Below are 25739 nucleotides of genomic sequence, written 5' to 3'. Positions count from 1 at the left end.
TTCTTCTTTTCATTTAAAAATGAAACTCCATTTTATGACTTGCATAGCAAGATAGCACATTCAAATATACGTTTTTTAAAAAGTGAATTTCCGTTTAAACCACATGTCACTTTATGTACTAGATCTTCTATAACGGAAGCAGAGATGAAGAAATTACTTGCAATCAAACTAGATGAAGAATTTATAATTGATACTCTATCAGTCTGTTCTCTTGAAGTATCCAATAATAAAATAAAGGACCATTTGCTTTATAAGGTTAAATTAAATGGGTACCTATAATGTGTTTTATGTTAACTAATATACTTTCCTGAATTTTCTAACAAAATATACATTATTTACATTTAAATGTAAATGATGTATATTTTTTATTGTTATAGTAAAATATAGGGGGAAGTAATATGCTTAAAAAGATTACTAGTTTAACAGTAAGTGGTGCTTTAGGAGTAAGTTTATTATTTGGTATTGGTTCATCGGCATCTGCTGAGGAACAAAATGATGGTAAGATAAGTGTAGAAAATAGGGAAGAAAACTTAGTTAATTATTTAAAAGATGTTCCAGAGAAAACAGATATTAATAGTGCTATAGATAATTATCTTGAAGAGCATCCTGTTGAATTGAAAGTAACTAATACTGAAGAAGCTGATAATACTTCTTTAGATAATGTTGAAGATGTTCCTGAGTATATTGATGAACAAATTGATGAAGGAAATTTTAGAGCTTACGACGTTAATGATGATACTCAATTAATCTTCACAGATAGCGATACTTTCTTTGTTTCAGAAACTGAGGAAGGTACTGAAGAACCGGCTAGTGATTCAGAACTTACTTCTTCTAATACTTTAATGATGGCTGCAGCAGCTACTTCTTCTAAGAAAAAGCATGTTTATAATTCTTATACAGCTAAAAACTGGACAGGCTTAACTTTATGGAAAGCATATGTTTCTGGCTGGTTTACTTACAACGGTACTAAAGTAACTGCTAAAGAAGATTATAGTTACCTTAAAAGAGGAAACGTAAGTGTTTGGAATATAAGCATGCTTAAAAGTGGAGGCAAGAGTATATCAACTAAAACTGCAGAGCTGTATGTTCAAGGAAATGCATCATGGGGATACTATATCGCTGGACAAGGTATTACAATGCAAGAGAAATTTGTAAAAGTATATTTAAGAGGTGACAGTAAAGGGAATGTTTATAAGTATAGAACTATAAAATAAATTGGAGGTGATTTAATTGAAAAAAACAATTCTATGGTTTTTAATACCAATTGTTATCGTTTTATTATTCTCATCCACTCAGTTTATGACACCAGTTACAATTAAGGAAATTAGTTTAATGATTATTGGATCAATTGCTTTAGGAAGTTTCATAGGAGCAGTTTTATATGGCTTAAACAAATTTTTTCAAAAGTTGACAACAAACTAACTAAAAGCCCTTTGAAGTAATAGTAATAAGAAAAACTTCAAAGGGCTTTTTTAGTTTGTATAAAATAGAAACGCATAAATTTAAATAGAATAAAAGAACAACTTTAAGTTGATTTAAATTACCTTAAGGCAATTACTTTGTTTTTAACGAGTAAAGTTATGTCCTTGATCCTTGAATCTATTTATAGTTGTACTTCTTACCCGTCTCAATTGGTGTCTTTGTTGTGCTTGTTCTTCATTATATTCTTATCAGAGTAATTTCAATTAAAAATAAATAATTATTATATTTTATGAACAAAAGTAAATGTATAAACTGCGTTATAAAAAATAAAGTTTATATATTTACTTTAACTGACGACAAATAGAACCTTTTTCTACAATACGTTATTCTTGAGAATTAGTTCTGATCTGATATAAATCATTTGATGAAAGTAAGGAGAATAGCTTCGTTTTAGTCTAGTCCTGTTACTATGAATTAGATTGACAGTAAAACGCATTGCATAGGAATAAGAGAACGCTCATGATATAATAAGAAGAAAGAAGATGAAATGACGGAGGACGTTATGACAAAACGATTAGATTTACGTGTTGATTTTGCTTTCAAGTCCCTTTTTGGGACCCATGGAAATGAGTCAATTTTAGCTGCCTTTTTAAATGCTGCTCTCCGTTTTCCAGATGAGAAAAAGATTTATAAGGTTCAGTTACTGGATCCTCATTTCAATAAAGAAAATCAAGAAGATAAACGTTCGATCTTAGATGTACATGCGCAACTTGAGGATGGAAGCCGTGTAAATATTGAGATTCAACTTAATAATAAACATGATATGGAAAAACGAACACTCTATTACTGGTCCAAAATGTATAGTAGCCAAATGAAAGAAGGCATGGACTACGGGGAACTTTGTAAAACCATTACCATTAATATTGTGAATTTCCGTTATTTATCACATATGCATGATTATCATTCCACTTTTCAATTATATGAACGAGAACAGAAATTACTTTTAACCGATATGCTGGAAATTCATTTTATGGAGCTACCTAAGTTATTAATTAAGTGGCGTAACAAAGAGGTAGATCCTCGAGAAGATCAACTGGTAAGATGGTTACTGTTACTGGAGGCATCGGAAGACGAAGAAATCACTCAGGTATTGGAGGAGATTGCGATGCAAGAAGATCAAGTATTAAAAAAAGCGATGGATGAATGGGAACGTGTAAGTCAGGATCCTGAAGTGCTATTAGCATATGAAGCTCGAAGAAAAGCGTTATTAGATGAAAAATCTGCATTAAAAAGAGCTGAAAAAAAAGGTATTATAAAGGTAGCTCTAGGGATGATTCAAAAAGGAATAGATGAAGAGACTATTATCGAACTAACAGGACTTACAAAAGAAGAAATACAAGAACTTCGTCGACAATAAGTGGAAAGAAATAAAAAGAGCATTGTTATTAGTACAATGCTCTTTTTATTTCTTTCCTGTTAATAACCTGTTTTCTAGCTTTAATACCCATTTATAATATCCTAACGCAATAAGTAGAAGTACAGGATCAATGATAGCTGAATACCATAAATTCCACCAACCATAGTGGAAGTATCCCCAAGGTTCGGGAATTAATGTAATCATTTCATAAAGCAAAATGGCTACCATCCAAAAGATAAAATAGCAACCCTTGTGAATGATTGACATTTTAAAAGGATACCAATTAAGAAATATCATATTAGCAGGTGGGAGTAATACAGTATGAGTAAGAACTCCCCTCCAATCTGCGTTTTCTGTAAAATACCAATAGGCATGATATTTGAGATCTATAAAGACATCAAACATATGTTGAAAAGCAATTGTAAACATCCAAATATGAAGAATTTGATTTGCTGTTAGTCTTTTATTTGTTTTAAATGCAATAAAATTAAATACAATAATGGCAATAGCAAGGCCTATCATGGTTTTTTCCTTTTTGATTAAATATACCATATTATTCTAAATAATGAAATTAAAAACTATTAATGAATTTTATTGCTTTAGGTCTTCCTATCCTAAAAACAATTTATGTAAATATTAAATTACCTTTAATCAGTAACAAAAATTAGTCGTTTTTGTTACTGATAACTCAAAAGTACAAGGAAGCTCTGAAATCCTTAATCCCTTTACAGTGATTTATCAAGGATATAATACATAATCTATGATTAAGGCTGTCTAATGTAAATAATCTAAAAACGTATACCTTGACGGACTTTTATTGGTTCTTGTAATACTTATTATGTTAACTTCGCTTGTATCTCATATACAGCCGAAAAAACCATTGCTCCTGAACAATGGTTTTTTCGGCTTACACTTGGTTTTATACGGAATGATGATTCACAACCATCTTGAGTAGTTTGCTCTGGTTACAATGTTTTAATTCATATAAATGTAGCAAGGTTTATCTTCATACTATTTAACCTCAGGTATATCATCCTCAACAGTGTTAGTATGAATCATTTTTTGTCTTGTAAATTTTGCTTTAACTACATAGAGAATGACTACAACAATTACACTAAATATACTCAATACTAATTGGGATCGGGTCTCAGAGTTAAAGCCCATAGTTCCAATGATCATAGTGATTGCAATAATTGATGCGATGGTGATATAAGGATAACCCCACATGCGAAATTTAAGAAGATGAGGCGTTTCATTTTCAATCTTTCTACGAAGAATTAACTGGGAAATGGAGATCAGTAAGTATACAAAGAGAGCAATTGCCCCTGAAGAATTTAATAAGAATTGAAACACTGTATCCGGTGATATAAAAGACATAATTACGGATAAAAAACCGAATACTGTACATGTAAGAATAGCTTTTAAGGGAACTCCTCGTTTCGTAACATTAAGCATCCATTTCGGGGCATCTCCTTTAGCACTTAAAGCGAATAACATCCGAGATGCAGTGTACACCCCTGAGTTTAAACAAGAGAGTACTGCTGTGACAACGACTAGATTCATAATTATGTCGGCACCGGGAATACCAATGACTTTAAGAGCGCTAACGTAGGGGTTTTTAAGGGATACAGCATCGTTCCATGGAATAATAGTTACAATTAAAAAGACAGAACCTACATAGAATAGTAATATACGGACGATAACTGAGTTTACGGACTTTACTACGGCCTTTTCCGATTCATCTGATTCTGCTGCAGCAATAGTTACAATTTCAGAACCAACAAAGGAAAAAATAATTGTGGCTATAGCGACGAAGACTGCACCTGTACCAACTGGTACAAACCCACTATGCATCGTTAAATTAGAGAAATTCATTGTGGTACCTGGTAATAGACCTAAAATGTACGCTCCACCGATAAAAAGAAATAAAGTGATTGTAACAACTTTAATCAGGGAAAACCAATATTCAAACTCACCATAAGCTTTAACAGAGAGGAGATTAGTCAATGTTAATGCCGACAAAAGAATTAGATTCAATACCCAGAGTGGAGTATCAGAGAATATCCAATCTTTTAATATTGTAGCACCTGCAATTGCTTCTACAGCAATAACGATAACCCAGAAATACCAATATAGCCAACCAACTGTGAAACCGGCCCAGTTCCCAAGGGCTTCTCGAGCGTAATCTGAAAATGAACCTAAACTAGGCTTTGCTACAACCATTTCCCCTAGCATTCTCATAATAAGAATAACTAATGTTCCAGCCATTAGAGCCGTCAAGACTGCTGCTGGTCCAGTAGCTTGAATGATAGCGCCACTGCCGACGAACAAGCCAGCCCCAATGGAACCTCCAAACGCAATCATCATCATATGACGCATTCGAAGAGTTTTCTTTAATGATTCTTTCTGATTCATATGAAATAACTCCTTAATATAAATTGGTAATGTTTCGTTGTTCCACTTTACTCAGATAGTAAGTTTTCCCACATCCAATTACATCAGCTCCGACGATAACTACGTTCTTTTTTATAACTGCAAATTCAACTCCTTCTTGTCAACTAAGTATTAAATTTGTGCTGGTGGACTTATTATATTTATAATTTTCTGTTTTTTTAAAGGTTTTTGTGAGGTTTTATGACATATTTTTCTTTATGGTTAGAATAAAGCTTTATTTTTTCTTAAGGTATACTTTTAGTTACTATGTGTTATAAAAGTGCTTACTTTTTTTTATCTAAATTCTAATTCATAATAAATTTATATCAAACAAACTCTCTTTACCGTAATAAATTAAAAATTTATAGATTATTCTCTATTATTTCAAATTGTCAAATTAACTGTATATAAGCGAATGATGATTGTGGGAGAGACCGAAGAAAATCAATTCGGCACCGAAGGAGCAACCCCCAAAAAATCCTTGGGGTATAAACTCTCAGGTAAAAAGACTGCAATTGGACGCACCTCTGGAGAGAGCTGCAAAGCCACCAAAGGGGAACTCTTTTACATGAAACATTTTAAGAAATCATTTTCTTAAAATGTTTCATGTAAAAGGTAATCTCTCAGGTAAAAGGGACAGAGGAAGGGTAAGATCAATATCTTGCCTTTCCTCTGTCTTTTTTGTTGGGGAAGGTAAGGAAACGTAAAATTTTGAAAAAATCAAAGGAGGATATAACGATGAGTCTAAGAAACTATGATCGCGATATTTATATTGCTATCGAAAATGAAAAAACACGACAACTAAACACATTAGAGTTAATCGCATCAGAGAACTTTGTGAGTAATGAAGTAATGGAGGCAATGGGATCCGTGTTCACTAATAAGTATGCAGAAGGTTATCCGGGAAAGCGTTACTATGGCGGTTGCGAGTTTGTTGACGTGGCAGAACAATCAGCTATGGAGCGCCTCACCAAGCTGTTTGGTGCCAAGTATGCAAATATTCAACCACATTCGGGTGCCCAAGCCAATCTCGCTGTTTTTTATGCATTGCTACAGCCTGGTGATAAAGTGATGGGGATGAATCTCTCGCATGGCGGTCACTTAACTCATGGCAGCCCTGTCAGCATTTCAGGAAAATGGTTTGAAATCGTATCTTATGGTGTAAGAGAAGATACTCACTTGATTGACTATGACGAACTAGAAATAATTGCAAAAAAAGAAAAACCAAAATTGATTATTGCAGGAGCAAGTGCTTATCCAAGAACCATTGATTTTGCACGCTTTAGGAAAATTGCTGATCGAGTCGGGGCAAAATTCATGGTAGACATGGCTCATATTGCAGGGCTTGTTGCAACAGGCCTCCATCCATCACCAATCCCCTATGCAGATGTAGTGACGAGTACCACACATAAAACATTACGTGGACCGCGCGGTGGCATTATTTTGACTAATGATGAGGAAATGATCAAAAAAATTAATAAAGCTGTATTTCCTGGTATCCAAGGTGGACCCCTCATGCATGTTATTGCAGCAAAAGCAGTTTCTTTCAAAGAAGCCTTGCAATCAGATTTTAAAGAATACGCAAAACAAATTATTAAAAATGCGGAAGTATTGAGTGAAACATTAAAGAAAGAAGGAGCAACTCTGGTCTCCGGCGGAACCGATAATCATATTGTCCTCTTAGATGTACGTCCGTGGGACTTAACTGGAAAAGAAGCAGAGAAACTACTAGAGAAATCAGGAATTACGGTTAATAAAAATACAATTCCTTACGACCCTGAAAGCCCATTTGTGACAAGTGGAATACGCATGGGAACAGCAGCCTTAACAACACGAGGTATGAAGCAAAAAGAGATGGTTAAAATTGGTAAAATAATTGCATCTGTTCTTAAGAGTAAAGGAGATTCAACCATTCTTGAACAAGCAAAAGAAACAACAAAAGCGATTTGTGATGGGTATCCATTATTTCAACAGCCAATCACTATATAAGAAAGGGGCCTCATGATGGAATTTCAAAGTTGTTTTGACATTATTGGTCCAATCATGGTAGGACCATCTAGTTCTCATACGGCTGGTGTTGTATTGATTGGGAAGTTCATTCATGAATTGATAGGTGGACGCCCGAAAGAAGCAACGATTATTCTCTATGATTCTTTTTCCGAAACACACCAAGGTCATGGAACAGATAAAGCCCTTCTTGGGGGATTGCTTGGAATGGATACAGATGATTCACGGATTAAACATTCAATCGAGATGACCTTACAATACGGACTGTCCTATGAATTTCAGCTTGAAGACAGTTGTCCATATTTTGAACATCCGAACACAACAATTGTTACAGTAAAACGAGGAAATTGTGTGGCAAAAGTAGGTGGAGCATCACTTGGCGGCGGTTTATCTAAAATCTTTATGATTAACGAAGCAATGGTAGATATTCGTCTAAGCGCTGATGTTGACTTTACAGCTCTTGTGAGTCGTTATCAGTCAAGAAAGAAATCATTGGTGAGTCTATTATGATGAAAATTCAGTCCATGACAGAGCTTGTTCAGGTTTGTGAGAGTGAAGGAAAAACAATTGGTGAAATAATGTTGATGATGGAAGCAAAAAATTCAGGAAAAGGAGAAGAAACCATTATCGGCATGATGGAAGAGCGATTGATTAAAATGAAGGAAGCCGTTGATAGAGGAATAAAAGATGGATCAACTGCACCAAGTGGTATTTCTGGTGGCGATGCTGTAAGAATGTATGGCTACGTAAATCAGGGTAAATCGCTGTCGGGACATTATATAAGCAATGCGATGACTTTCTCATTAGCCACGTCTGAAAGCAATGCTCGAATGGGGATCATTGTGGCTACCCCAACAGCTGGAGCTGCTGGCATTTTACCTGGAGTATTGTTTTCCCTTCATAAAAATGATGGCACTCCCTATAAGGATTTAGTTATGGGCTTGTTTACGGCCAGCATGCTTGGTTATGTGATTGCCAACGGTTCCTTTATTTCAGGAGCCGCGGGAGGTTGCCAGGCAGAGGTTGGTTCAGCGACAGCCATGGCAGCTGGAACAATCGTGGAATTAAAAGGAGGAACTCCTAAACAGGCAGTGAATGCCACAGCTATTGCTATGAAATCACTATTAGGCCTAGTATGCGATCCAGTCGCAGGACTAGTTGAGGTGCCTTGTATTAAGCGAAATGTTATTGGCACATCGATTGCTTTCTCAGCTGCTGATTTATCCCTTTCCGGTATTGAAAGCCGCATTCCATGCGATGAAGTCATTGAAGCGATGTATAAGGTCGGAAAAGATATGCCTAGGACCCTTCGGGAAACCGCACTTGGGGGTCTTGCAATGACCCCAACAGGTAAAAAGGTAAAAGAACAGTTGTTTCATAAGAAACCTTAATTGGAGGTGTGTCAATGAGTACAAATACATTATTAAAGAGAACGTCGCTTTTTGAAACATATAAAAAATACGGTGCAAAGGTCATTGATTTTGGGGGCTGGGAACTTCCAGTCCAGTTTTCCAGCATTTTAGAAGAGCATGAAGCTGTCCGAAAGAAAGCAGGACTCTTTGATGTTTCTCATATGGGAGAGGTGCTGGTTACGGGGAGAAGTGCAGAAAGCTATATTAACTACCTTGTAACAAACGATGTAACAAAACTTAGTATCAATCAAGCCCTATATACAGCTATGTGTTATCCAGACGGCGGTACGGTCGATGACTTACTTGTTTACAAGTTGGCTAATGAAAAATATTTACTTGTGATTAACGCGGCAAATATTAAAAAAGATATCGAGTGGATGGAGAAACACGTAAGAGGAGAAGTGAAGCTTCAGAATGTTTCAGGTGACATTGCGCAGCTTGCTATACAGGGTCCAACGGCAGAAGTCATCTTACAAAAGTTAACGGAAATAGACCTAAAGAAAATTAGTTTTTTCCATTTTGCTCAACATGTCAATTTGGATGGGATTACAGACGTTCTTGTATCACGTACAGGTTACACAGGAGAGGACGGATTTGAACTTTATTTAACAACAGATAAGGCAGAAGCTCTTTGGGAGAAGCTTCTGAAAGTGGGAAAGGAACATGGGTTAAAACCATGTGGACTTGGTGCACGTGACACTCTTCGTTTTGAAGCGAGGCTTGCATTATATGGTCAAGAGCTCACAAGTGATATCAGCCCACTTGAAGCAGGAATCGGTTTTGCTGTTAAAACGAACAAAGAAAGTCATTTTATCGGCAAAGACATTCTTACAGCTCAAAGAGAAAGAGGCTTAACACGAAAATTGGTAGGGATTGAAGTAAAAGGAAGGGGTATTCCTCGTCATGGTTACAAAGTGTTTTCATCGAAAGGAGAAGAAATTGGTTGTATTACATCTGGAACCCATTCCCCGTCTTTAAAGAAAGGCTTAGGTCTTGCGCTCGTATCAGTAGAGTATGCTGAGTTGGGTACGCAACTAAAAGTTGAAGTTCGCAAAAAAATGATTGATGCCATTGTGGTGAAAACACCATTCTATAAAAAAGATTTATGACATTTTTAATAGAGTTATAACGATAATCGTTTGCTGATAGGAAAATATCAGTCATCTCTTTAAAGTACAACAGATTAATAAGTACGTTATAAGTGAAGTTTTTCTATTAATTTTCAAACTATAAAAATATTAAAAACAAAGATGAAGGGAAGAAAAACAATGACAAATGCAACAGCCAATTTATTATACAGCGAGGAACATGAGTGGGTACTACAATTAGACGAAAATCGTGTGCGAATTGGAATCTCTGATTATGCTCAAAAGCAGTTGGGGGATATTGTATTTGTTGAAAACCCGGTAGTGAACGATGAAATAACAGCTAATGAATCAATGGGAACAATCGAATCAGTTAAAGCCGTTTCTGAACTTTATGCTCCAGTATCAGGATCAGTTACTCGTGTAAACGAGGAATTAAACGATACTCCTGAGGCCATTAATAAAAATCCGTATAAGGAAGGTTGGTTAATAGAAGTGGAAATATCTAATCCAGAAGAGTTAGAGTTGCTTTTAAATCAAGATGAGTATGAAGCGTTTATCGACGAAGGAGAGGAATAACATGACAAACACTTATAGATATCTTCCTGATACGAAACAAGATCAAGAGGAGATGCTTGCTTTTTTAAATATGTCTTCCATAGATGAGTTATTTGAAGACATTCCATCTGATATTCGTTTAGCTGGTGAGTTAAATATTCCGAAAGCCATTCCTGAACCACTTCTTTTGAAAAAAATGCAGAGGCTTGCTTCACAAAATAAAAATGCTAACTACTACCCGACTTTTCTTGGTGCGGGTACATACGATCACTACATTCCCAGTTTGGTGAATCATATGATTTCACGTTCTGAATTTTACACGGCTTATACACCTTATCAGCCGGAAATCAGTCAAGGTGAGTTACAAGCTATTTTTGAATTTCAAACAATGGTTTGTGAGCTGACGGGAATGGATGTGGCCAATTCTTCTATGTATGATGGCTTTACATCTCTTGCAGAAGCTGCATCACTTGCGGTTGCATCAACAAGACGCTCAAAAGTACTTGTATCAAGGGCCGTTCATCCTGAATCACGTGCTATCTTAAATACGGTAGCTGACGGACAAGGGTATACGGTGAAAGAAGTAAATCTTGCTGCTGATGTGACAGACCTAGAAAATCTGCAAGAACAAATTGAACAGGATACTGCCGCCATTATTGTTCAATACCCAAACTTCTTTGGTTCTATTGAAGATTTAGCAGAGATAAAGAAAATTGCGGAGACAACAGGAGCGCTTTTCATCGTCAGTGCCAACCCACTGTCACTAGCACTTCTGCAAGCACCAGGGAAACTCGGAGCAGATATTGTGGTTGGTGATATGCAGCCATTAGGAATACCGATGGCCTTTGGAGGTCCGCACTGCGGTTATTTTTCAGTTCATAAAAAATTTATGCGTAAAGTACCGGGACGCATTGTGGGACAAACGACAGATGACCAAGGAAAACGTGGGTTTGTATTAACCCTGCAAGCACGTGAGCAGCATATTCGCCGTGATAAAGCGTCATCAAATATTTGTTCTAATCAGGCATTAAACGCTCTTGCATCTGCTGTCTGCATGACCGCACTTGGAAAGCAAGGAATTTGTCATATGGCACAACTAAATGTTGAAAAAGCCGATTACATGGCAAATTCTCTTCAAAAGAAAGGCTTTATTGTTAAGAATGAAGCACCATTCTTTAATGAATTTGTGGTGGAACTTCCTTGTCCGATTAAGGAGGTCAACGCTAAATTGCTTGAGGAAGGAATCATTGGAGGATTTGACTTAGAAAGTGATTACGGTTTTAACAATCAAATGCTCATTGCGGTGACCGAACAGCGTACAAAAGAAGAAATTGATCAATTTGTAGAAGTATTGGAGGCGGTTGTAAATGGTTGAATACAATGAGTTAATCTTTGAAATCAGTCGTCCAGGGCGTGTCGGTTCAAACTTGCCGGAAAGTGACGTAGAAGGTATTTATTTACATGATAAATTTCCGAAACATTTGATTCGTGATTTGCCAGCAGATCTTCCTGAAGTATCAGAGCTTCAGCTTGTGCGCCATTACACAGCACTTTCAAATAAAAACCACGGGATTGATAATGGGTTCTATCCACTTGGATCTTGTACAATGAAATACAATCCGAAAATTAACGAAGATGTGGCACGTTTCGAGGGTTTTAGCCGCATTCATCCGTATCAGCCAGCTGATACAGTACAGGGCGCACTAGAGCTTTTATATGAATTGCAGGGAGAATTAGCTGAGATTACAGGCATGGATGCTGTAACGTTACAGCCTTCTGCGGGGGCTCAAGGAGAATGGACCGGTTTAATGATGGTGAAGGCTTATTTTGAACACAAAGGAGAAAAAAGAACGAAGGTACTGGTTCCGGACTCAGCGCATGGTACAAATCCTGCCAGCGCTACTGTCGCTGGTTTTAAAACGGTCACCATTCCATCCAATGAAAATGGTTTGGTGGACTTAAAAGAATTAAAGAAGCATGTTGATGATGATACAGCTGCATTGATGCTAACAAATCCTAATACACTTGGGTTGTTTGAAAAAGAAATTTTGGAAATTGCCAAAGTTGTTCATGAAGCAGGCGGAATATTGTACTACGATGGCGCGAATGCTAATGCCATTTTAGGTAAAACAACACCAGGTAAAATGGGATTTGACATCGTGCATTTAAATCTTCATAAGACGTTTACAACACCTCATGGTGGAGGGGGACCTGGAGCTGGCCCAGTTGGTGTAAAAAAGAAGCTCATGCCATATTTACCAGTGCCACGCATTGAAAAAGACGGTGAGAAATATGTGTTGAACTCTAATCAACCATTGTCTATCGGCCGTGTAAAAGGGTATTATGGAAACTTTGGTATTTTAGTTCGTGCATACACGTATATTCGCACAATGGGACCTGAAGGATTGCGTCAAGTATCCGAGGGGGCAGTGCTTCATGCGAATTACCTTCGTAAAAAGCTTGAGCCGTACTTTGATGCCCCATATTCCCAAATTTGTAAGCATGAATTCGTGTTATCCGGATCTAGACAGAAAAAGCTGGGTGTAAGAACACTTGATATGGCCAAACGTCTTCTTGATTTCGGCTATCACCCACCGACTATCTATTTCCCTTTAAATGTAGAGGAATGTTTAATGATTGAACCGACAGAAACCGAATCGAAAGAAACACTCGATGCTTTTGCAGATGCGATGATTCAAATTGCAAAAGAAGTAGAAGACACCCCAGACGCCATTTTAAATGCACCTCATACAACAATAATTGGTCGACTCGATGAAGTACAGGCAGCTAGGCAACCAATATTACGATATATTAAAGAGACAGAGTTAGAAAAAGAAATAATAAAATTATAAGCTACTTGATTATTAAACATTTAATATCAGAAATTGAGGTGAAAAAAGCCTTATTTTATTTCTAGTAGTTTCAATAAATTAGAATTCAAAGTAGATAAAACTATCGTAAATATGATAGCTTTAATCAAATTTTATATTTCATTTGTAAAGGTGAGAGTGCTTAACCAATCAACTATTCATCTATGTAAGTTAGAATAGATTAAATTTAAATATAAGAGAAAGGAGAAAGAGCAATGCTTCTCAAATTAACAGAAGCAGCTTTCAGACAATTAGAAACAATGGAGTTACAGAAAGGGCAAACTCCTCGTATTGAAGCTGATATAACTGGAGGATGCGGGATATCTATCAAATTTACGCTTGTAATCGATGAACCAAGGCGAAACGATATACTTTTAACATATGAAAGTTTTCAAATTCATATAGATCAGTTTACAAAAAGGTATTTAGACGAAGAGATTAAGATTGATTATAGGGATAAAGAAGGTTTTCTTGTTGGAGAAAGTTTCGCATCAAATGCATGTGCTTTTGAATTCAATTAATTGAGTATATAAAATTTAAGTTCGCGAATTATCACTCTAAAGAACAGGAGAAGATTATGAACGGGTCAAACCTTGTATCCCATATCAATAACAATGTATTGGCTATCCTTTGGATATGGCTTTTCCTTAAAAGTAAGGGGGAGAATAGTTTAAGAATTGGACATATCATGTTGCTTATTTTTGCATTTATTATACTAGCTAATTCAATGTATAAGGTTTTCGTAGTATTTATTAGGATCTTTTAATTAAATCTAATTTTGTAGTAATAAATGAGTCGCTAGCACTAGATGCTTTCTTTAAAGGTGTAAAAATAAAGACAATGTATATTTAGAGGTGATAAACATGACAAATGAGAAGGATATTTATGATATTACAATCATTGGGGGAGGCCCAACAGGTTTATTTACAGCTTTTTATGGAGGAATGAGGCAGGCAAGAGTTAAAATTATTGAAAGTCTGCCTCAACTAGGTGGCCAGCTCACAGCTCTATATCCGGAAAAATATATTTATGATATCGCTGGATTTCCAAAAATTAGAGCACAAGAATTGGTTTCTAACTTAAAAAAACAGATGGAACCATTTGATCCTACAATTTGTTTACAAGAATCCGTAGAACAACTAGAAAAACACATCGACGGAACTTTTAAATTAACAACTAATTCTAATGTTCATTACTCTAAAACGGTTATTATTACAGCTGGAAATGGAGCCTTTCAGCCTCGAGAGTTAGACGTTAAAAAAGCTCACCCATTTAAAGAGTCAAATCTTCATTATTTTGTGGAAGATATAAAAAAGTTTGCTGGAAAAAAAGTTGTTATTTTTGGTGGAGGGGATTCGGCTGTTGACTGGGCGCTTATGCTAGAACCTATTGCTCAACAAGTGACATTAGTACATCGTCGTGATAAATTTCGTGCCCATGAACATAGTGTAGGGAATCTACTAAAATCCTCAGTTGAGATTAAAACCCCTTATGTCCCTTCTCAACTTATAGGGGAACAAGTCATTACTCAAGTAGTACTTGAGCATGCAAAAAATGGACAGAAAGAAGTATTGGATATAGACGATGTTATTGTAAATTATGGATTTATCTCCTCGCTAGGTCCTGTTAAAGAATGGGGTCTTGAAATTGAGAAAAACTCTATTGTAGTCAACTCTAAACAAGAGACCAATATTCCAGGTATTTATGCAGCTGGAGACATTTGCACTTACGAAGGAAAAGTGAAATTGATTGTGGCAGGGTTTGGAGAAGGTCCAACAGCCGTTAATAATGCTAAGACATATATAAATCCAAAAGAGAGAGTCCAACCTCTCCATAGTACCTCCTTATTTAGTTAATAAATGAATAAAATAAAAGAATAATAGATTTAAGGGGAAGATACTTCTTAGAATCCTAAATCTATTATTCTTTTAAGTCACTAACTTATGAAGCTCACGCAAGTACATGGTGGATAAGCTTCTTATCTATCGTTATGATGATTCCGGAGTTGGAAACGTAAAAAGAGCCAAGTCTTTTGAAAAAAGTACTTGGCTAGTTAGTTTACTTATACAAAGATTAGAGGTATGTTTGTAGTTTGTTGACTTAAAATGATATCGTACTCTTTCTTCTAGCTGAGTCTCTTATATCTTACTAAATTCATAATACTTAAATATTTCATTCCCCTCCAGTATTTTACATATATAAAACGAGCTTAAGTTATATTCAGGTATCAGATGGTGGTATGATAATATTCCCTAAACCTTCATTTCCATAATTATCATAAAAATTGATAGAACAGAAGTATGACTGTATCCAATTATTAAGAAGTATTCCAGGTATTTTGAGCATGTTATTAGGGAATCAAATTGGCTACAAGGATACTCTTTTTTCTTTTCTATTATCAAGTTTCAAATTATCCTTATACTCTGTATTACTCCTCATTTCAGCGTATTCATTCTTCAATTCCTTCAATAATGACCAGCATACAAATATTAAAATAAGGGCTAATGGAAATGCAGCTATAAGAGAAGCAGTTTGAAGTATATTCAAGCCACCAATTAGAAGTAAAACAGCTGCAGCTATTGATTGAATAAGACCCCAAGTAATTTTAATTTTAGTAGATGGATTTAGCTTTCCTCCTTCACTAATCATACCTAATACAAAAGTTGACGTATCAGCAACTGTGATATAATAAATGATAACAACTACAAACCCGATGAAGCTTAACATAGAACTTGCAGGCAGATAATCAAAGAAATTAAAAATAGATAAATCTATATTGGAAGTGATTTGTTTTGCTAATTCGCGATGACCTAGATTTTCAATAATATGGAGGGCTGATCCTCCAAAAATAGAAAACCAAGCACATGTACCAATTGTAGGAACGATTAGAACCCCAATTATAAATTCACGAATGGTTCTTCCTTTAGAAATTCTTGCAATAAACATACCTACGAAAGGGCACCACGCAATCCACCAGGCCCAATAAAATAAAGTCCAATTTCCAATCCATTTACTGTCACTGAAGGGTGCAAGCTGTAAGCTCATATTAATATAATCATTTAAATAACTTCCTACTGAATTAGAAAAGATTTTAAAAATTTCGAAAGTGGGACCGAGTAATAAAACTAGTAGCATAATCATAAAGGATAAGAGAATGGCTGCATTAGATAAATACTGAATTCCTTTTTCTAATCCAGTATTTATAGAGATGATAAATAAAACTGTTCCTACTCCAATGACGGAAAGTTGTAGGGAGACTGTATTGGGGATATTTAACAATACGTGAAAACCTGCTGAGATTTGCAGAGCCCCTAGGCCCAAAGATGTTGCAATTCCGAATACAGTAGCAACTACTGAAAAGATATCAATGGTCTTTCCTATTGGGCCATTGATTCGATCCTTAAGAATAGGATAGAAGAGGGAACTAATTGTGGCAGGTAGACCTTTTTTCACCTGAAAATAAGCAAGTGCTAAGCTAATAACAGCATAAATGGCCCAGGGTTGTAACCCCCAATGAAAAAAGGAATATTTCATCGCCATGTTAGCTGATTCAGCTGTATAACCCTCGCCATGTGGAGGATTCACATAATGAGTAACGGGCTCAGCCACTCCCCAATAAATAATGCCTACACCCATTCCAGCACCAAATAGCATAGCAAGCCAAGAACCTGTTTTAAATTCTGGTTTCTCATTTTCTTTTCCTATTCTAATATTTCCATATTTCGAAAATAATAAGTAGACTGAAAAGGCTACTAAAAAAAAGGTAATGTCCATGTAGACCCAGCCTAAATTATTAATAATTAAATTATAAATGGAAGTTGTAACTTTCGTGAAATTCTTTGTGAAAACTCCTCCCCAAACGATAAAAGTAACGGTTAAAAAGATTGATATATAAAATACACTATGTCTACCCAATATTTTATTCAGCATGGCTACTAAGTTCTCCTTTCCTATTTTTGGATCAATATTGCCTCTACTATCATAACTGCTCTTATTTGATCAAAAAGGTATGAATAAACGATACCTAAAGTAGTTACTACGATATAGAAAAGAGTTGAGTTCGGAAACTAGAAGAAGAGATAGTATGACCATCGCAACTTTTTATAATTCCAAACTAACAATAAGAAATAAACCTCGAACATATAGAATTACATATTTTTAATAAGTTAGCTTGTTGGATCTTATAAATTCATTTAAAAATTGATTTTCCCTTTCCAAACATCCCGATTAAAACAAAGTAATTGGTATTAAAAATAGAACATGCTATGTTTTACCCTGTATTTATCCTAAAGCCTTTCAACTAAATATTTTTAAATATAGTTAATACGAATAATAACTTTTCTAAACCAGATACCATATCAAAAATTTCCTCTTCCTTACTTTTCTCAGTATAAAGGAAGAGAAAATTTCGATATGTAGAGCATGGCAAGTAAATTTTATTTATTACTCAACTTTCATTTTCATACCTATGGCTTCTAGTACATAATTATAAAAATGAGAAACGTGCTGTTCAATTGGTACTAGGATACCACCTTCCTTATAAGCTTTTGAGCCCATATTTTCTTGGCACCACTCACAAGCCTCAAAATCTTGGAGATTTACGCGGTGAAACAATTCTACGGCATCTCTTGGATCAAACTCCGGTTTAGCCATTTCTTCTGGATCAAATAACCATTCACAAATTACTTTTGATTTCTCTGCACTAATAGGAATAATTCGATGAATAATAACATGATCTGGTGTTAGATTGATAAATACAAGTGGAAGAATGGTCATTCCAAAATATGTTCGATCATCCTCCGGAAGCAGACCTTTTAACATCGGACGACTACCTTTACCGTTGATTGAAAAAGCTTCTAGTGTATCATCAAATTTAGCTCCAATACCAACAGAATTTTGCGTCCCAACTCCTGAACGGAATTCTGGAAGAGCAGCTGTAAGTTCAGGGTGAATAGAAGAACAATGGTAACATTCTTGGAAATTCTCTACAATAAGTTTCCAGTTTGCCTCTACCTCATAATCTTTACGATGTGCTACCTCTAAATTTTGAATTTCGTATCTTGAAAAGGTATTAAGCTCTCCAAATCGTTCAAGAATTTGTGTGTCTAAGCTTTCTTCAATTGATAAAGGATTTTCAGATAAGTTTATCCAAATCATTCCATGCCAAACTTCAAGATGAACAGAATCCAGTCCATAGTTTTCGTTATGAACCAATTCTTCTCGACAATGACTTGTATTAGGTACTCCAATTAAAGAACCATCCAAACTATAACTCCATGAATGATAAGGGCAGCGAATAGCGCCTGTTTTTCCAGATGAAGCACTACAAAGTTTGGCCCCTCGATGACGACACACATTTAAGAAAGCTCGTAGGACGGAATCCTTCCCTCTAACAATTAAGATATTTTCATCTTCCACTCTTGTTGTGATATATTGACCTGGCTTGGCTACCTCATATGCAAAGCCAACCAAAATCCATGACTTAGAAATAATGTGTTCTTTTTCTAGGTTGAAAATTGTTGGAGATGTATACAATTCACCCTTTAATGTAGACTTAATTTTTCCTTTATCGTTTATAATACTGTGATCCATTACCATATATATATTCCTCCTTTATCCTGTGGAAAAATTTCAAATAGAACATCCTAAAGATTTTGTAAATAAATCGATATCTTAATGAAAATTTACTGATAGACAAAACGTTTCGGACTAAACAAATCAATTGGATGATTTGTTTCTCCTTTCATCACTAAATCTGCTAAAATCTCTCCTACTACACTTGCAAATTTAAATCCATGCCCTGAGAATCCAGCTGCAACAGCTACTTGTGGATGATTCGGATGGAGTGAAACAACAAAATGTTCATCCGGTGTATTTGTATACATACAAGTTTTCCCTTGTAAGAATCGACCATTTAGCTGAGGAATACCGTTGGCTAGATATTCTCGCATCATTTCTACTTCATCTTCATATATATTTCGGTCAATGTTTTCTGGGGTACATAATTTCCCCTTCCGGAAAAAGGCAACTTTTGCTCCCTCAGCACGTAACCCATGAGAAGGGAAACCATATAATTGCACATTATCATCTGCTTCCCATATATAAATGGGATGTTTTCCTACACGGAAAGGTTCTATGCCTTGAGTTGGCTCAAAAAACATCTGTATATGACGTTCTACTTGTAAGTTTACTCCTAATTCTTTTAATAGCTGTGGTGCCCAAGCTCCCGCAGAAATAATAATTTTTCCAGCTTCATATGTTCCGTTAGATGTCACAACGCGTACACCCTCACCAGAAGGATGTGCTTCCCACGATTGAACTCCTTCAAAGAAACGAAGATCAGCCCCGTGCTTTTCTGCTTGAAGAAGATGGCTATATACACTTAATTCAGGTCTGACAAATCCAGCTTTTTCTTCATATAAGGCTATTGTGTGAGGTAAAGGATTAAACGTAGGGAAACGTTTAAAAATATCATTTGCATCCAAAACATCATAAGAAAGGTTCCATTTTTGAGAGCTTTCGATACTGCCAGATACCGTTAAGCTTTCTGGTGATCCTAGCATTAAGCCCCCTGTAATCGTAAGAATCTCTTCTCCACTTTCTCGCTCAATCTCATTCCATAACTCATATGCACGAAGCAGTAGTGGCACATATGCAGGATCTTCAAAGTAAGACTGTCGAATAATGCGTGAGCCACCGTGACTGGATCCTTGGTCGTGAGCTGGACCAAATTGTTCAAGGCCAAGCACTCGCTGGCCTCTCTTTGCCAATTGATAAGCAGCTGTGCTACCCATTGCTCCTAAACCAATGATAATGACATCATAGTGTGTTGACATAATTATTCCTCCTAGATTTTTCAATTAATAGTTAAACAACAACAGTTGAGTTTTTCATAACTTGCGCTTTATATTTTTCTCCAAAATATTCAATATCGAAAGTGGTATTTTCGTTGACAGCTTCAGGCAATAATAACGCGTATACAATCCCTTTTCCTAGGCTGTATGAATATCCAGCACTTGTCACAAAGCCGACTACTTTTTCTTTATCAAATACCGGTTCGTATCCCATTACAACCATGGTCGGATCATCAATTATTAATGTCATCAAGTGTAATTTAGGTCCATTTTCTTTACGGGCCATTAGTGCCTCTCTTCCGATAAAAGTAGATTTATTAAAGTCAACCATATGGTTAAGTCCGATTTCATATGGGTCATGTTCACTCCAGAAATCTTTAGTACTTCTTAACGCGAATGACTCAATTCGAAGAGCTTCAAGGGCACGATCACCTGCAGCGATGAGTTTATAAGGACGCCCTGCTTCAAATAGTAAATCCCATAATTGCAACCCTTGATCATTATTTGTTGATAACTCCCAGCTATCCATTCCAGCATAAGAACTGTAGACAGCTAGAACTGAAATATTACCAATTAATAGTTCCTTAGCCCTTTGGTTCACCCATTTATTTTCTACAAAAAAGTCAGAAGCAAGAGATTCTAGCATTTCCTTCGCTTTAGAACCTATAACACGTAAGCTGCACGTTTTTTCTGTAACATCTTGAATGACAACCTGACTAGATGCCGACAATTGTTTTTGAATCCAGCTAGCTTCTACTGATCCTGTACAAAGAACATGAAAATTAGAAGCCGACTTACGAATAACCCTTATCTCATCTTTTATTCCAGCTAATTCATGTAACATTAACGTATTCATTACATGCCCAATTGGGATATCGATATTGCTTGTCGTTAATTGTTGCAAAAGCTCAACTGCTCCATCCCCTTTAATTTCCAGACGTTTTTTTGTCGCTGTTACATCATAAAGGGCAATGTGTTGGCGTGTGTGCAATTGTTCAGCTTCGACAATTGGTGACCAATATTTGGATGACCAACCCTCTCTTTTTAAAATTATTTTTTCATATACTTTTACTAAAGGATCATTAGCTTCATACCATTGTGGTTGCTCCCATCCAGCTTTTTCGTTGAAATAAGCTCCCAATGTTTTTTGACGCGTATAGAATGGACTTATACGCATATTGCGTGATGTTTCTGGTGGCATGAATGGATGATGAATATCGTATACTTTTTCGTAATTCTCAATAGATCTTGGTTTGTAGTAAGCTGGACTTTGTGCATACGTATCAAAACGGTTAATATCGCATAACTCTAAATCAATGGTCGGTGCTCCATTAACTATCCATTCAGCCATTTGCTTAGCTACACCTGCAGAATGAGTAACCCATATTGCTTCTGCCACCCAGAATCCACGAACTTTTTGTGACTCTCCAAGCAATGGCATTCCATCAGGTGTGAATGAAAAAATTCCATTTATCCCTTTTTTTATTCCTGCTTGTTTTAATGATGGAATAAATTCAATAGCATCTTGCCAAGGTTTTTCAAAATCTTCTGGTGTGAACGGCTTTACGGATGGCATATCTTTCGCTTCACCATACTTCGTAATTTCATTAAGTTCAACGGGAAACGGACGATGTTGATATGAGCCAATACCTAAACCATTGAATACTTGGCGAAAATATATAGAACTATCTTGTTGACGAATAAGTGGCATGGATACTTCTTGTTCTTCTTCAGCTAATTCCTCCAAATTATTTGTAAATACGTATTGATGTGCCATTGGCTGAAGAGGTATGGTTACACCTACCATCTCTCCAATACGTGGACCCCAGAAACCAGCACAGCATATAATTAAATCAGCTTCAAATCTTCCAGCACTCGTTTCTACTGCTCTTGCTTGGCCATCCACTACTTCTATATTCGTGACTTCTGTATGTCCATAAAATTTAGTACCACAAGACTTAGAAAAACTAGTCATCTCTTCAACAGCACGAAGTGGCTTAGCGATTCCATCTGAAGGAACATAAAGTCCTCCATAAATACCATCTTTATTGATTAACGAACTTTTTTGCAAACACTCCTCCGGTGAGAGAACATATGCATCTATTCCCCATGAACCGGCTACTCCAGCTTTTCTTTTTAAGTCTTCTAAACGATCTGGTGTATGTGCAACTTCAAGGCTACCGACCGAATAGAAAGAGGGATGTGCATCTGTACTTAATGCTTTAAAGGCCTCAACCGTTTGCGATGCTAAGGTTGTAAGTACTTTTGAAAAACTAACTTGAAATACAAGACCTGGGGCATGAGATGTTGATCCACCTGTTTCAAATAGTGGTCCCTGTTCAATTACCGTGACGTCGCGTTGTCCCATTTTGTTTAAATAATAAGCTGTACTACATCCAACTACACCAGCTCCGATGATAACCACTTTCTTTTGTTTCATAACTCCAAGTCCAACTCCTTCTCGTTAACTAAATGTTAAATCTTGTCGATGGAGTTATTATATTTCCAATCTTCAGAAAAAAGAAAATAATTTGTCAGGAGATATAACATAGAATTTTTTTGGCATATTTATCTTATAATGTTCGAGAAAATGAAATTATTATTTTCTTATTCGTCTAAGATCAAAGGTAATCAAACTAAACTACGAACTTTTAGGATAAAGGCTGTATAGAAAAGATTAATATTATATTTAGTGTTTACTTAAAGTCAGTCTTATATCTACTAGAAAAATTAAAGAAAACATGTCGTGGAAAATCATTCAAAGAGTTAAATTAAAATAAATTACTGCTATTATACGAAATTTTTTACAGTATACTTATATACACTATATGTTTTGAAAGTGCGTACTTTTTTTTCTTTAAATTTTAACTCATAATGACTTTATATTAATCAAACTAACTTTATTTAAAGAATGAAAATCCATTTGATTTTGTAAAGATTCTAAAAGTAACAGAGGTTCAAAAACATACAAATTGAGATATAAATATTACTTCAATAGAAAAGAAGGAGAAAACTATGAAACTAAGAGTCTCGGCAGTTCAATATCATCTTCATACAATACAATCCTTTGAGGAATTTGCTTATCAAGTAGAGCATTATGTAAAAACCGCGGAGGAATTTGGAGCAGAATTTATTATGTTTCCTGAATTTTTCACTACACAGCTTATGTCTATTGGAGACTATCAAGGAAATGCTTTGACAATTCATGATTTACCTGATTTTACTGACCAGTATCGTTCATTGTTTATAAATTTAGCTATCAAATCAAATACACACATTATTGCAGGTACTCATGTTGTGCGAAAAGATAGCAAGCTATATAATGTAGCTCACTTATTTTATCCGGATGGAAGGGTTGCAGAGCAGGCAAAACTGCATCTGACACCAACAGAGATAGAGGAGTGGAATATGGCACCTGGTGAAGATTTACAGGTATTTGAGACTAGCAAGGGTACTATTGCAATGTTGACTTGTTATGATATAGAGTTTCCCGAGATTGTTCGGATGGCAAGAGCTAAAGGTGCTGATATAATTTTCTGTCCTTCTTGTACTGATGATCGACATGGATTTCATCGTGTTCGTTATACAAGCCATGCAAGAGCAATTGAAAATCAAATTTATGTAGTGAATTCCGGTACAGTCGGTTCTCTACCTACTGTAGATTTCATGCGAGCTAATTTTGGTCAAGCTGCAGTTATCACACCCAACGATATACCATTTCCTCCTCAAGGTCTTTTGGTGGAAGGAGAAATTAATCAAGATATGATTGTCACAACTGATTTGAATTTAGAACTGTTATACCAGGTTCGGGAAAGTGGATCTGTTACGACATGGAGAGATCGAAGAACAGATCTTTATCCAGATTGGGAAGCTATAAAAGAGATTCCTACACGTTTATGAGGAGGCATGACTGTGTATCATAAGGAGTTTTTTGTCTTTGATCAGGGCCGGCCAATTCCGGTGTTAATCAGAAATTATGAACAAAAGGACTTTCTGGATTTAATTCGCATTCAGCAAGAATGTTTTCCTCCACCATTTCCTTCTGAATTATGGTGGAATCCACAACAACTATCTAACCATGTTTCTCTCTTTCCGGAGGGAGCTCTATGTGTAGAAGTAAATGGAGAAATTGCAGGCTCAATGACTGGATTGCTTGTTGATTTTGACTTGGATAATCCTGATCATACATGGGAGGAAATTACAAGTGATGGCTACATTCAAAATCACAGACCAGACGGAAATACATTATATGTTGTTGACATTAGTATAAGCCCTACTTTTCGAAAACTAGGTTTGGGAAAATGGTTAATGTTTTCTATGTATGATTTAGTCATCCACAAAGGCCTTGAACGCTTATTAGGCGGTGGAAGAATGCCTGGATACCATAGATATAGTAATAAAATGACACCTGAACAATACATAGAATCTATTCTACGTGGTGAATTAAAAGATCCGGTTATTACATTTCTACTTCACTGCGGTCGAAATCCAATTAAAGTAGTAGCAAACTATTTAGAAGATAAAGATTCTTGTAATTACAGTACGCTGATGGAATGGAAAAATCCATTTTATCAAAACCTTCAAGATAAGGAGTTGGTTAAAGATGGAATATCATCGAATAACAAACATAGAAGATCCTTACTTTAAACAAATGCACCAATTAATGCAACAAGTATTTCCTTCAGAAGAAGTATTGGAATTCAATTTTTGGAAAGAGCCTTTAGAAGATACAGGAATACGTGTATTTGTTGCTGTTAAAAATAGTAAAGTAGTAGGGGCCACAGAATATCGATATTATGAAGATTTTAATGTAGCAATGACAGACTTCACGATTATTGGCAAAGATGGGCTTGGTGTGGGAACATTTTTAGCCCAAAAAAGATTATCTGATTTAAATACGTTAGCTTCTGCTAACGGAAAGAGGCTGCATGGTATTTTTGCTGAAATCTATGATCCTTATAAAGTAGAACAATATGAATTTGGTGGTATTAAGTCGATGAACCCTTATGTTCGTCGGGAAGTCTTATCTCATCTTGGTTATAAACGTCTTGATTTCCCTTATGTTCATCCATCGTGGAAAAATGATGGCGAAGCTGTATCTGGCCTTGATTTGTGTTTTCTTCTTATTGATCAAAGGGAGGAGAAATTAAATAGTAATCTTATTATACAATTTTTGAGACGTTATTATTCTGTCTTATCAAATAAACCAAAGCATTGGAAAGAAATGATTAAGAATTTAGAAAAGGAAAAATCTATAGCATTATTACCTATTTAATATATTGGGTATTTTTGTAAATACAGTTCAAGAATTATTAGAGAATGATCGTTTATATTTCGGAAACTCGTCAAAAAAAGAGGCTGCTTCTACTATGAAATTATCCTTTTTTGACGAGTTTCTTCCATAATATAGCGTGACTTTATCAAGAAACAAAGATAGATTTCTCTAATAAACATTAAAAAGCTTTTTTGCCCTCTCTCCCTAGAATTAATACAACTTCTCATGGAGTTGTATTTTTGTGTATTTAGGCAAGACTTGATTTAAAAATAATTAAACTCCTAAGTTACCTGATGCATTGTTCCTCATAAAACAGCAACTCCTTTATTTTTTCTCTTTTAAGTAACATTCTCATTCTGTTTAATATCTTAATAAAAAAACGGTGCATATATAATTTCTATGCATC

The 25739-nt window shown here is 35.7% G+C and carries 22 protein-coding genes and 2 riboswitches; of the genes, 16 read left to right on the top strand and 6 right to left on the bottom strand.

Annotated elements, in window-relative coordinates:
- The 4 genes from AC4NPH_RS27025 to AC4NPH_RS27010 all read left to right on the top strand — a co-directional run.
- On the top strand, nucleotides 1–279 hold a 279-nt coding region (locus AC4NPH_RS27025; protein WP_491939291.1), incomplete at its 5' end, for a hypothetical protein.
- Nucleotides 280–398: 119 nt separating this feature from the next.
- Entirely contained in the window at nucleotides 399–1214 is an 816-nt protein-coding gene (locus AC4NPH_RS27020) for a hypothetical protein (RefSeq protein ID WP_098197711.1), read from the top strand.
- Between the two features lie 16 nt (nucleotides 1215–1230).
- Complete coding sequence (locus AC4NPH_RS27015) at nucleotides 1231–1422, top strand: hypothetical protein (protein ID WP_098197710.1); 192 nt, start codon at nucleotides 1231–1233, stop codon at nucleotides 1420–1422.
- A gap of 562 nt (nucleotides 1423–1984) precedes the next feature.
- A complete protein-coding gene (locus AC4NPH_RS27010) occupies nucleotides 1985–2839 on the top strand; it encodes an Rpn family recombination-promoting nuclease/putative transposase (protein WP_098315209.1) in 855 nt (284 codons plus the stop codon).
- Between the two features lie 45 nt (nucleotides 2840–2884).
- On the opposite strand, the gene AC4NPH_RS27005 is transcribed toward AC4NPH_RS27010, so the two are convergent.
- Together AC4NPH_RS27005 and AC4NPH_RS27000 are read right to left on the bottom strand one after the other, a co-directional pair.
- Nucleotides 2885–3361 (bottom strand): hypothetical protein, encoded by a 477-nt coding sequence (locus AC4NPH_RS27005; protein WP_491939289.1) that lies wholly within the window; start codon nucleotides 3359–3361, stop codon nucleotides 2885–2887.
- 489 nt (nucleotides 3362–3850) lie between these two features.
- Complete coding sequence (locus AC4NPH_RS27000; protein ID WP_098315211.1) at nucleotides 3851–5254, bottom strand: amino acid permease; 1404 nt, start codon at nucleotides 5252–5254, stop codon at nucleotides 3851–3853.
- 433 nt (nucleotides 5255–5687) lie between these two features.
- Nucleotides 5688–5794: riboswitch (glycine riboswitch) on the top strand.
- Between the two features lie 2 nt (nucleotides 5795–5796).
- A riboswitch (glycine riboswitch) is annotated at nucleotides 5797–5915 on the top strand.
- Nucleotides 5916–6010: 95 nt separating this feature from the next.
- Between AC4NPH_RS27000 and glyA the strand changes: the two genes are divergently transcribed.
- The 9 genes from glyA (at nucleotide 6011) to AC4NPH_RS26955 (ending at nucleotide 15060) form a co-directional block, all read left to right on the top strand.
- A complete protein-coding gene (gene glyA, locus AC4NPH_RS26995) occupies nucleotides 6011–7261 on the top strand; it encodes a serine hydroxymethyltransferase (RefSeq protein ID WP_491939288.1) in 1251 nt (416 codons plus the stop codon).
- Nucleotides 7262–7273: 12 nt separating this feature from the next.
- Complete coding sequence (locus AC4NPH_RS26990) at nucleotides 7274–7789, top strand: serine dehydratase beta chain (protein ID WP_491939287.1); 516 nt, start codon at nucleotides 7274–7276, stop codon at nucleotides 7787–7789.
- Nucleotides 7789–8670: an L-serine ammonia-lyase, iron-sulfur-dependent, subunit alpha gene (gene sdaAA, locus AC4NPH_RS26985; RefSeq protein WP_491939294.1), complete on the top strand. Its 882-nt coding sequence runs from the start codon at nucleotides 7789–7791 to the stop codon at nucleotides 8668–8670. Before AC4NPH_RS26990 ends, sdaAA begins: the two co-directional genes overlap by 1 nt.
- A 14-nt stretch (nucleotides 8671–8684) precedes the next feature.
- On the top strand, nucleotides 8685–9800 hold the full coding sequence (gene gcvT / locus AC4NPH_RS26980; protein ID WP_098315214.1) for a glycine cleavage system aminomethyltransferase GcvT: 1116 nt from the start codon (nucleotides 8685–8687) through the stop codon (nucleotides 9798–9800).
- 159 nt (nucleotides 9801–9959) lie between these two features.
- The gene (gcvH, locus tag AC4NPH_RS26975; RefSeq protein ID WP_098315215.1) at nucleotides 9960–10355 is read left to right on the top strand and encodes a glycine cleavage system protein GcvH; all 396 of its coding nucleotides are present in this window, start codon (nucleotides 9960–9962) and stop codon (nucleotides 10353–10355) included.
- Nucleotide 10356: 1 nt separating this feature from the next.
- Nucleotides 10357–11709, top strand: a complete 1353-nt coding sequence (gene gcvPA / locus AC4NPH_RS26970) for an aminomethyl-transferring glycine dehydrogenase subunit GcvPA (RefSeq protein WP_098315216.1) — start codon at nucleotides 10357–10359, stop codon at nucleotides 11707–11709.
- Nucleotides 11702–13186 (top strand): aminomethyl-transferring glycine dehydrogenase subunit GcvPB, encoded by a 1485-nt coding sequence (gene gcvPB, locus AC4NPH_RS26965; RefSeq protein ID WP_098315217.1) that lies wholly within the window; start codon nucleotides 11702–11704, stop codon nucleotides 13184–13186. Before gcvPA ends, gcvPB begins: the two co-directional genes overlap by 8 nt.
- A gap of 233 nt (nucleotides 13187–13419) precedes the next feature.
- Nucleotides 13420–13725 carry an iron-sulfur cluster biosynthesis family protein gene (locus AC4NPH_RS26960; RefSeq protein WP_098315218.1) on the top strand — a complete coding sequence of 102 codons (306 nt, stop codon included), beginning with the start codon at nucleotides 13420–13422 and terminating at the stop codon, nucleotides 13723–13725.
- Between the two features lie 342 nt (nucleotides 13726–14067).
- A complete protein-coding gene (locus AC4NPH_RS26955; RefSeq protein ID WP_098315220.1) occupies nucleotides 14068–15060 on the top strand; it encodes an NAD(P)/FAD-dependent oxidoreductase in 993 nt (330 codons plus the stop codon).
- 511 nt (nucleotides 15061–15571) lie between these two features.
- Here the strand turns inward: AC4NPH_RS26955 and AC4NPH_RS26950 are convergent.
- The 4 genes from AC4NPH_RS26950 to AC4NPH_RS26935 form a co-directional block, all read right to left on the bottom strand.
- Nucleotides 15572–17134: a BCCT family transporter gene (locus AC4NPH_RS26950; protein ID WP_257141736.1), complete on the bottom strand. Its 1563-nt coding sequence runs from the start codon at nucleotides 17132–17134 to the stop codon at nucleotides 15572–15574.
- Between the two features lie 513 nt (nucleotides 17135–17647).
- The gene (locus AC4NPH_RS26945) at nucleotides 17648–18802 is read right to left on the bottom strand and encodes an aromatic ring-hydroxylating oxygenase subunit alpha (RefSeq protein WP_098315221.1); all 1155 of its coding nucleotides are present in this window, start codon (nucleotides 18800–18802) and stop codon (nucleotides 17648–17650) included.
- An 86-nt stretch (nucleotides 18803–18888) separates the two neighbouring features.
- Nucleotides 18889–20040 carry an N-methyl-L-tryptophan oxidase gene (gene solA, locus AC4NPH_RS26940; protein ID WP_098315222.1) on the bottom strand — a complete coding sequence of 384 codons (1152 nt, stop codon included), beginning with the start codon at nucleotides 20038–20040 and terminating at the stop codon, nucleotides 18889–18891.
- A 31-nt stretch (nucleotides 20041–20071) separates the two neighbouring features.
- Nucleotides 20072–22498, bottom strand: a complete 2427-nt coding sequence (locus AC4NPH_RS26935) for a GcvT family protein (protein WP_491939285.1) — start codon at nucleotides 22496–22498, stop codon at nucleotides 20072–20074.
- A gap of 575 nt (nucleotides 22499–23073) precedes the next feature.
- Here AC4NPH_RS26935 and AC4NPH_RS26930 point away from each other — a divergent pair.
- From AC4NPH_RS26930 to AC4NPH_RS26920, 3 genes are read left to right on the top strand one after another with little or no spacing between them, the layout of a single operon-like run.
- On the top strand, nucleotides 23074–23958 hold the full coding sequence (locus AC4NPH_RS26930) for a carbon-nitrogen hydrolase family protein (protein WP_098315224.1): 885 nt from the start codon (nucleotides 23074–23076) through the stop codon (nucleotides 23956–23958).
- A gap of 12 nt (nucleotides 23959–23970) precedes the next feature.
- Entirely contained in the window at nucleotides 23971–24705 is a 735-nt protein-coding gene (locus AC4NPH_RS26925; RefSeq protein ID WP_491939284.1) for a GNAT family N-acetyltransferase, read from the top strand.
- Complete coding sequence (locus AC4NPH_RS26920; protein WP_491939283.1) at nucleotides 24662–25333, top strand: GNAT family N-acetyltransferase; 672 nt, start codon at nucleotides 24662–24664, stop codon at nucleotides 25331–25333. Before AC4NPH_RS26925 ends, AC4NPH_RS26920 begins: the two co-directional genes overlap by 44 nt.
- Nucleotides 25334–25739 lie beyond the last annotated feature (406 nt).

Source organism: Priestia sp. MDV22-iso46, assembly GCF_058629175.1.
The sequence above is the reverse complement of the archived record's forward strand: the minus strand, read 5'-3'. Positions and strand labels throughout refer to the sequence as shown.

What these genes read in the sequence shown, in the direction of transcription:
- AC4NPH_RS26955 (WP_098315220.1), top strand. Translation starts at nt 14,068, where the DNA reads ATGACAAATGAGAAGGATATTTATGATATTACAATCATTGGGGGAGGC.
- glyA (WP_491939288.1), top strand. Translation starts at nt 6,011, where the DNA reads ATGAGTCTAAGAAACTATGATCGCGATATTTATATTGCTATCGAAAAT.
- AC4NPH_RS26920 (WP_491939283.1), top strand. Translation starts at nt 24,662, where the DNA reads ATGGAATATCATCGAATAACAAACATAGAAGATCCTTACTTTAAACAA.
- AC4NPH_RS27010 (WP_098315209.1), top strand. Translation starts at nt 1,985, where the DNA reads ATGACAAAACGATTAGATTTACGTGTTGATTTTGCTTTCAAGTCCCTT.
- AC4NPH_RS27000 (WP_098315211.1), bottom strand. Translation starts at nt 5,254, where the DNA reads ATGAATCAGAAAGAATCATTAAAGAAAACTCTTCGAATGCGTCATATG.
- gcvH (WP_098315215.1), top strand. Translation starts at nt 9,960, where the DNA reads ATGACAAATGCAACAGCCAATTTATTATACAGCGAGGAACATGAGTGG.
- sdaAA (WP_491939294.1), top strand. Translation starts at nt 7,789, where the DNA reads ATGAAAATTCAGTCCATGACAGAGCTTGTTCAGGTTTGTGAGAGTGAA.
- gcvPB (WP_098315217.1), top strand. Translation starts at nt 11,702, where the DNA reads ATGGTTGAATACAATGAGTTAATCTTTGAAATCAGTCGTCCAGGGCGT.
- gcvPA (WP_098315216.1), top strand. Translation starts at nt 10,357, where the DNA reads ATGACAAACACTTATAGATATCTTCCTGATACGAAACAAGATCAAGAG.
- AC4NPH_RS26930 (WP_098315224.1), top strand. Translation starts at nt 23,074, where the DNA reads ATGAAACTAAGAGTCTCGGCAGTTCAATATCATCTTCATACAATACAA.
- AC4NPH_RS26960 (WP_098315218.1), top strand. Translation starts at nt 13,420, where the DNA reads ATGCTTCTCAAATTAACAGAAGCAGCTTTCAGACAATTAGAAACAATG.
- AC4NPH_RS26945 (WP_098315221.1), bottom strand. Translation starts at nt 18,802, where the DNA reads ATGGTAATGGATCACAGTATTATAAACGATAAAGGAAAAATTAAGTCT.
- AC4NPH_RS27005 (WP_491939289.1), bottom strand. Translation starts at nt 3,361, where the DNA reads ATGATAGGCCTTGCTATTGCCATTATTGTATTTAATTTTATTGCATTT.
- gcvT (WP_098315214.1), top strand. Translation starts at nt 8,685, where the DNA reads ATGAGTACAAATACATTATTAAAGAGAACGTCGCTTTTTGAAACATAT.
- solA (WP_098315222.1), bottom strand. Translation starts at nt 20,040, where the DNA reads ATGTCAACACACTATGATGTCATTATCATTGGTTTAGGAGCAATGGGT.
- AC4NPH_RS27020 (WP_098197711.1), top strand. Translation starts at nt 399, where the DNA reads ATGCTTAAAAAGATTACTAGTTTAACAGTAAGTGGTGCTTTAGGAGTA.
- AC4NPH_RS26990 (WP_491939287.1), top strand. Translation starts at nt 7,274, where the DNA reads ATGATGGAATTTCAAAGTTGTTTTGACATTATTGGTCCAATCATGGTA.
- AC4NPH_RS26935 (WP_491939285.1), bottom strand. Translation starts at nt 22,498, where the DNA reads ATGAAACAAAAGAAAGTGGTTATCATCGGAGCTGGTGTAGTTGGATGT.
- AC4NPH_RS26950 (WP_257141736.1), bottom strand. Translation starts at nt 17,134, where the DNA reads ATGCTGAATAAAATATTGGGTAGACATAGTGTATTTTATATATCAATC.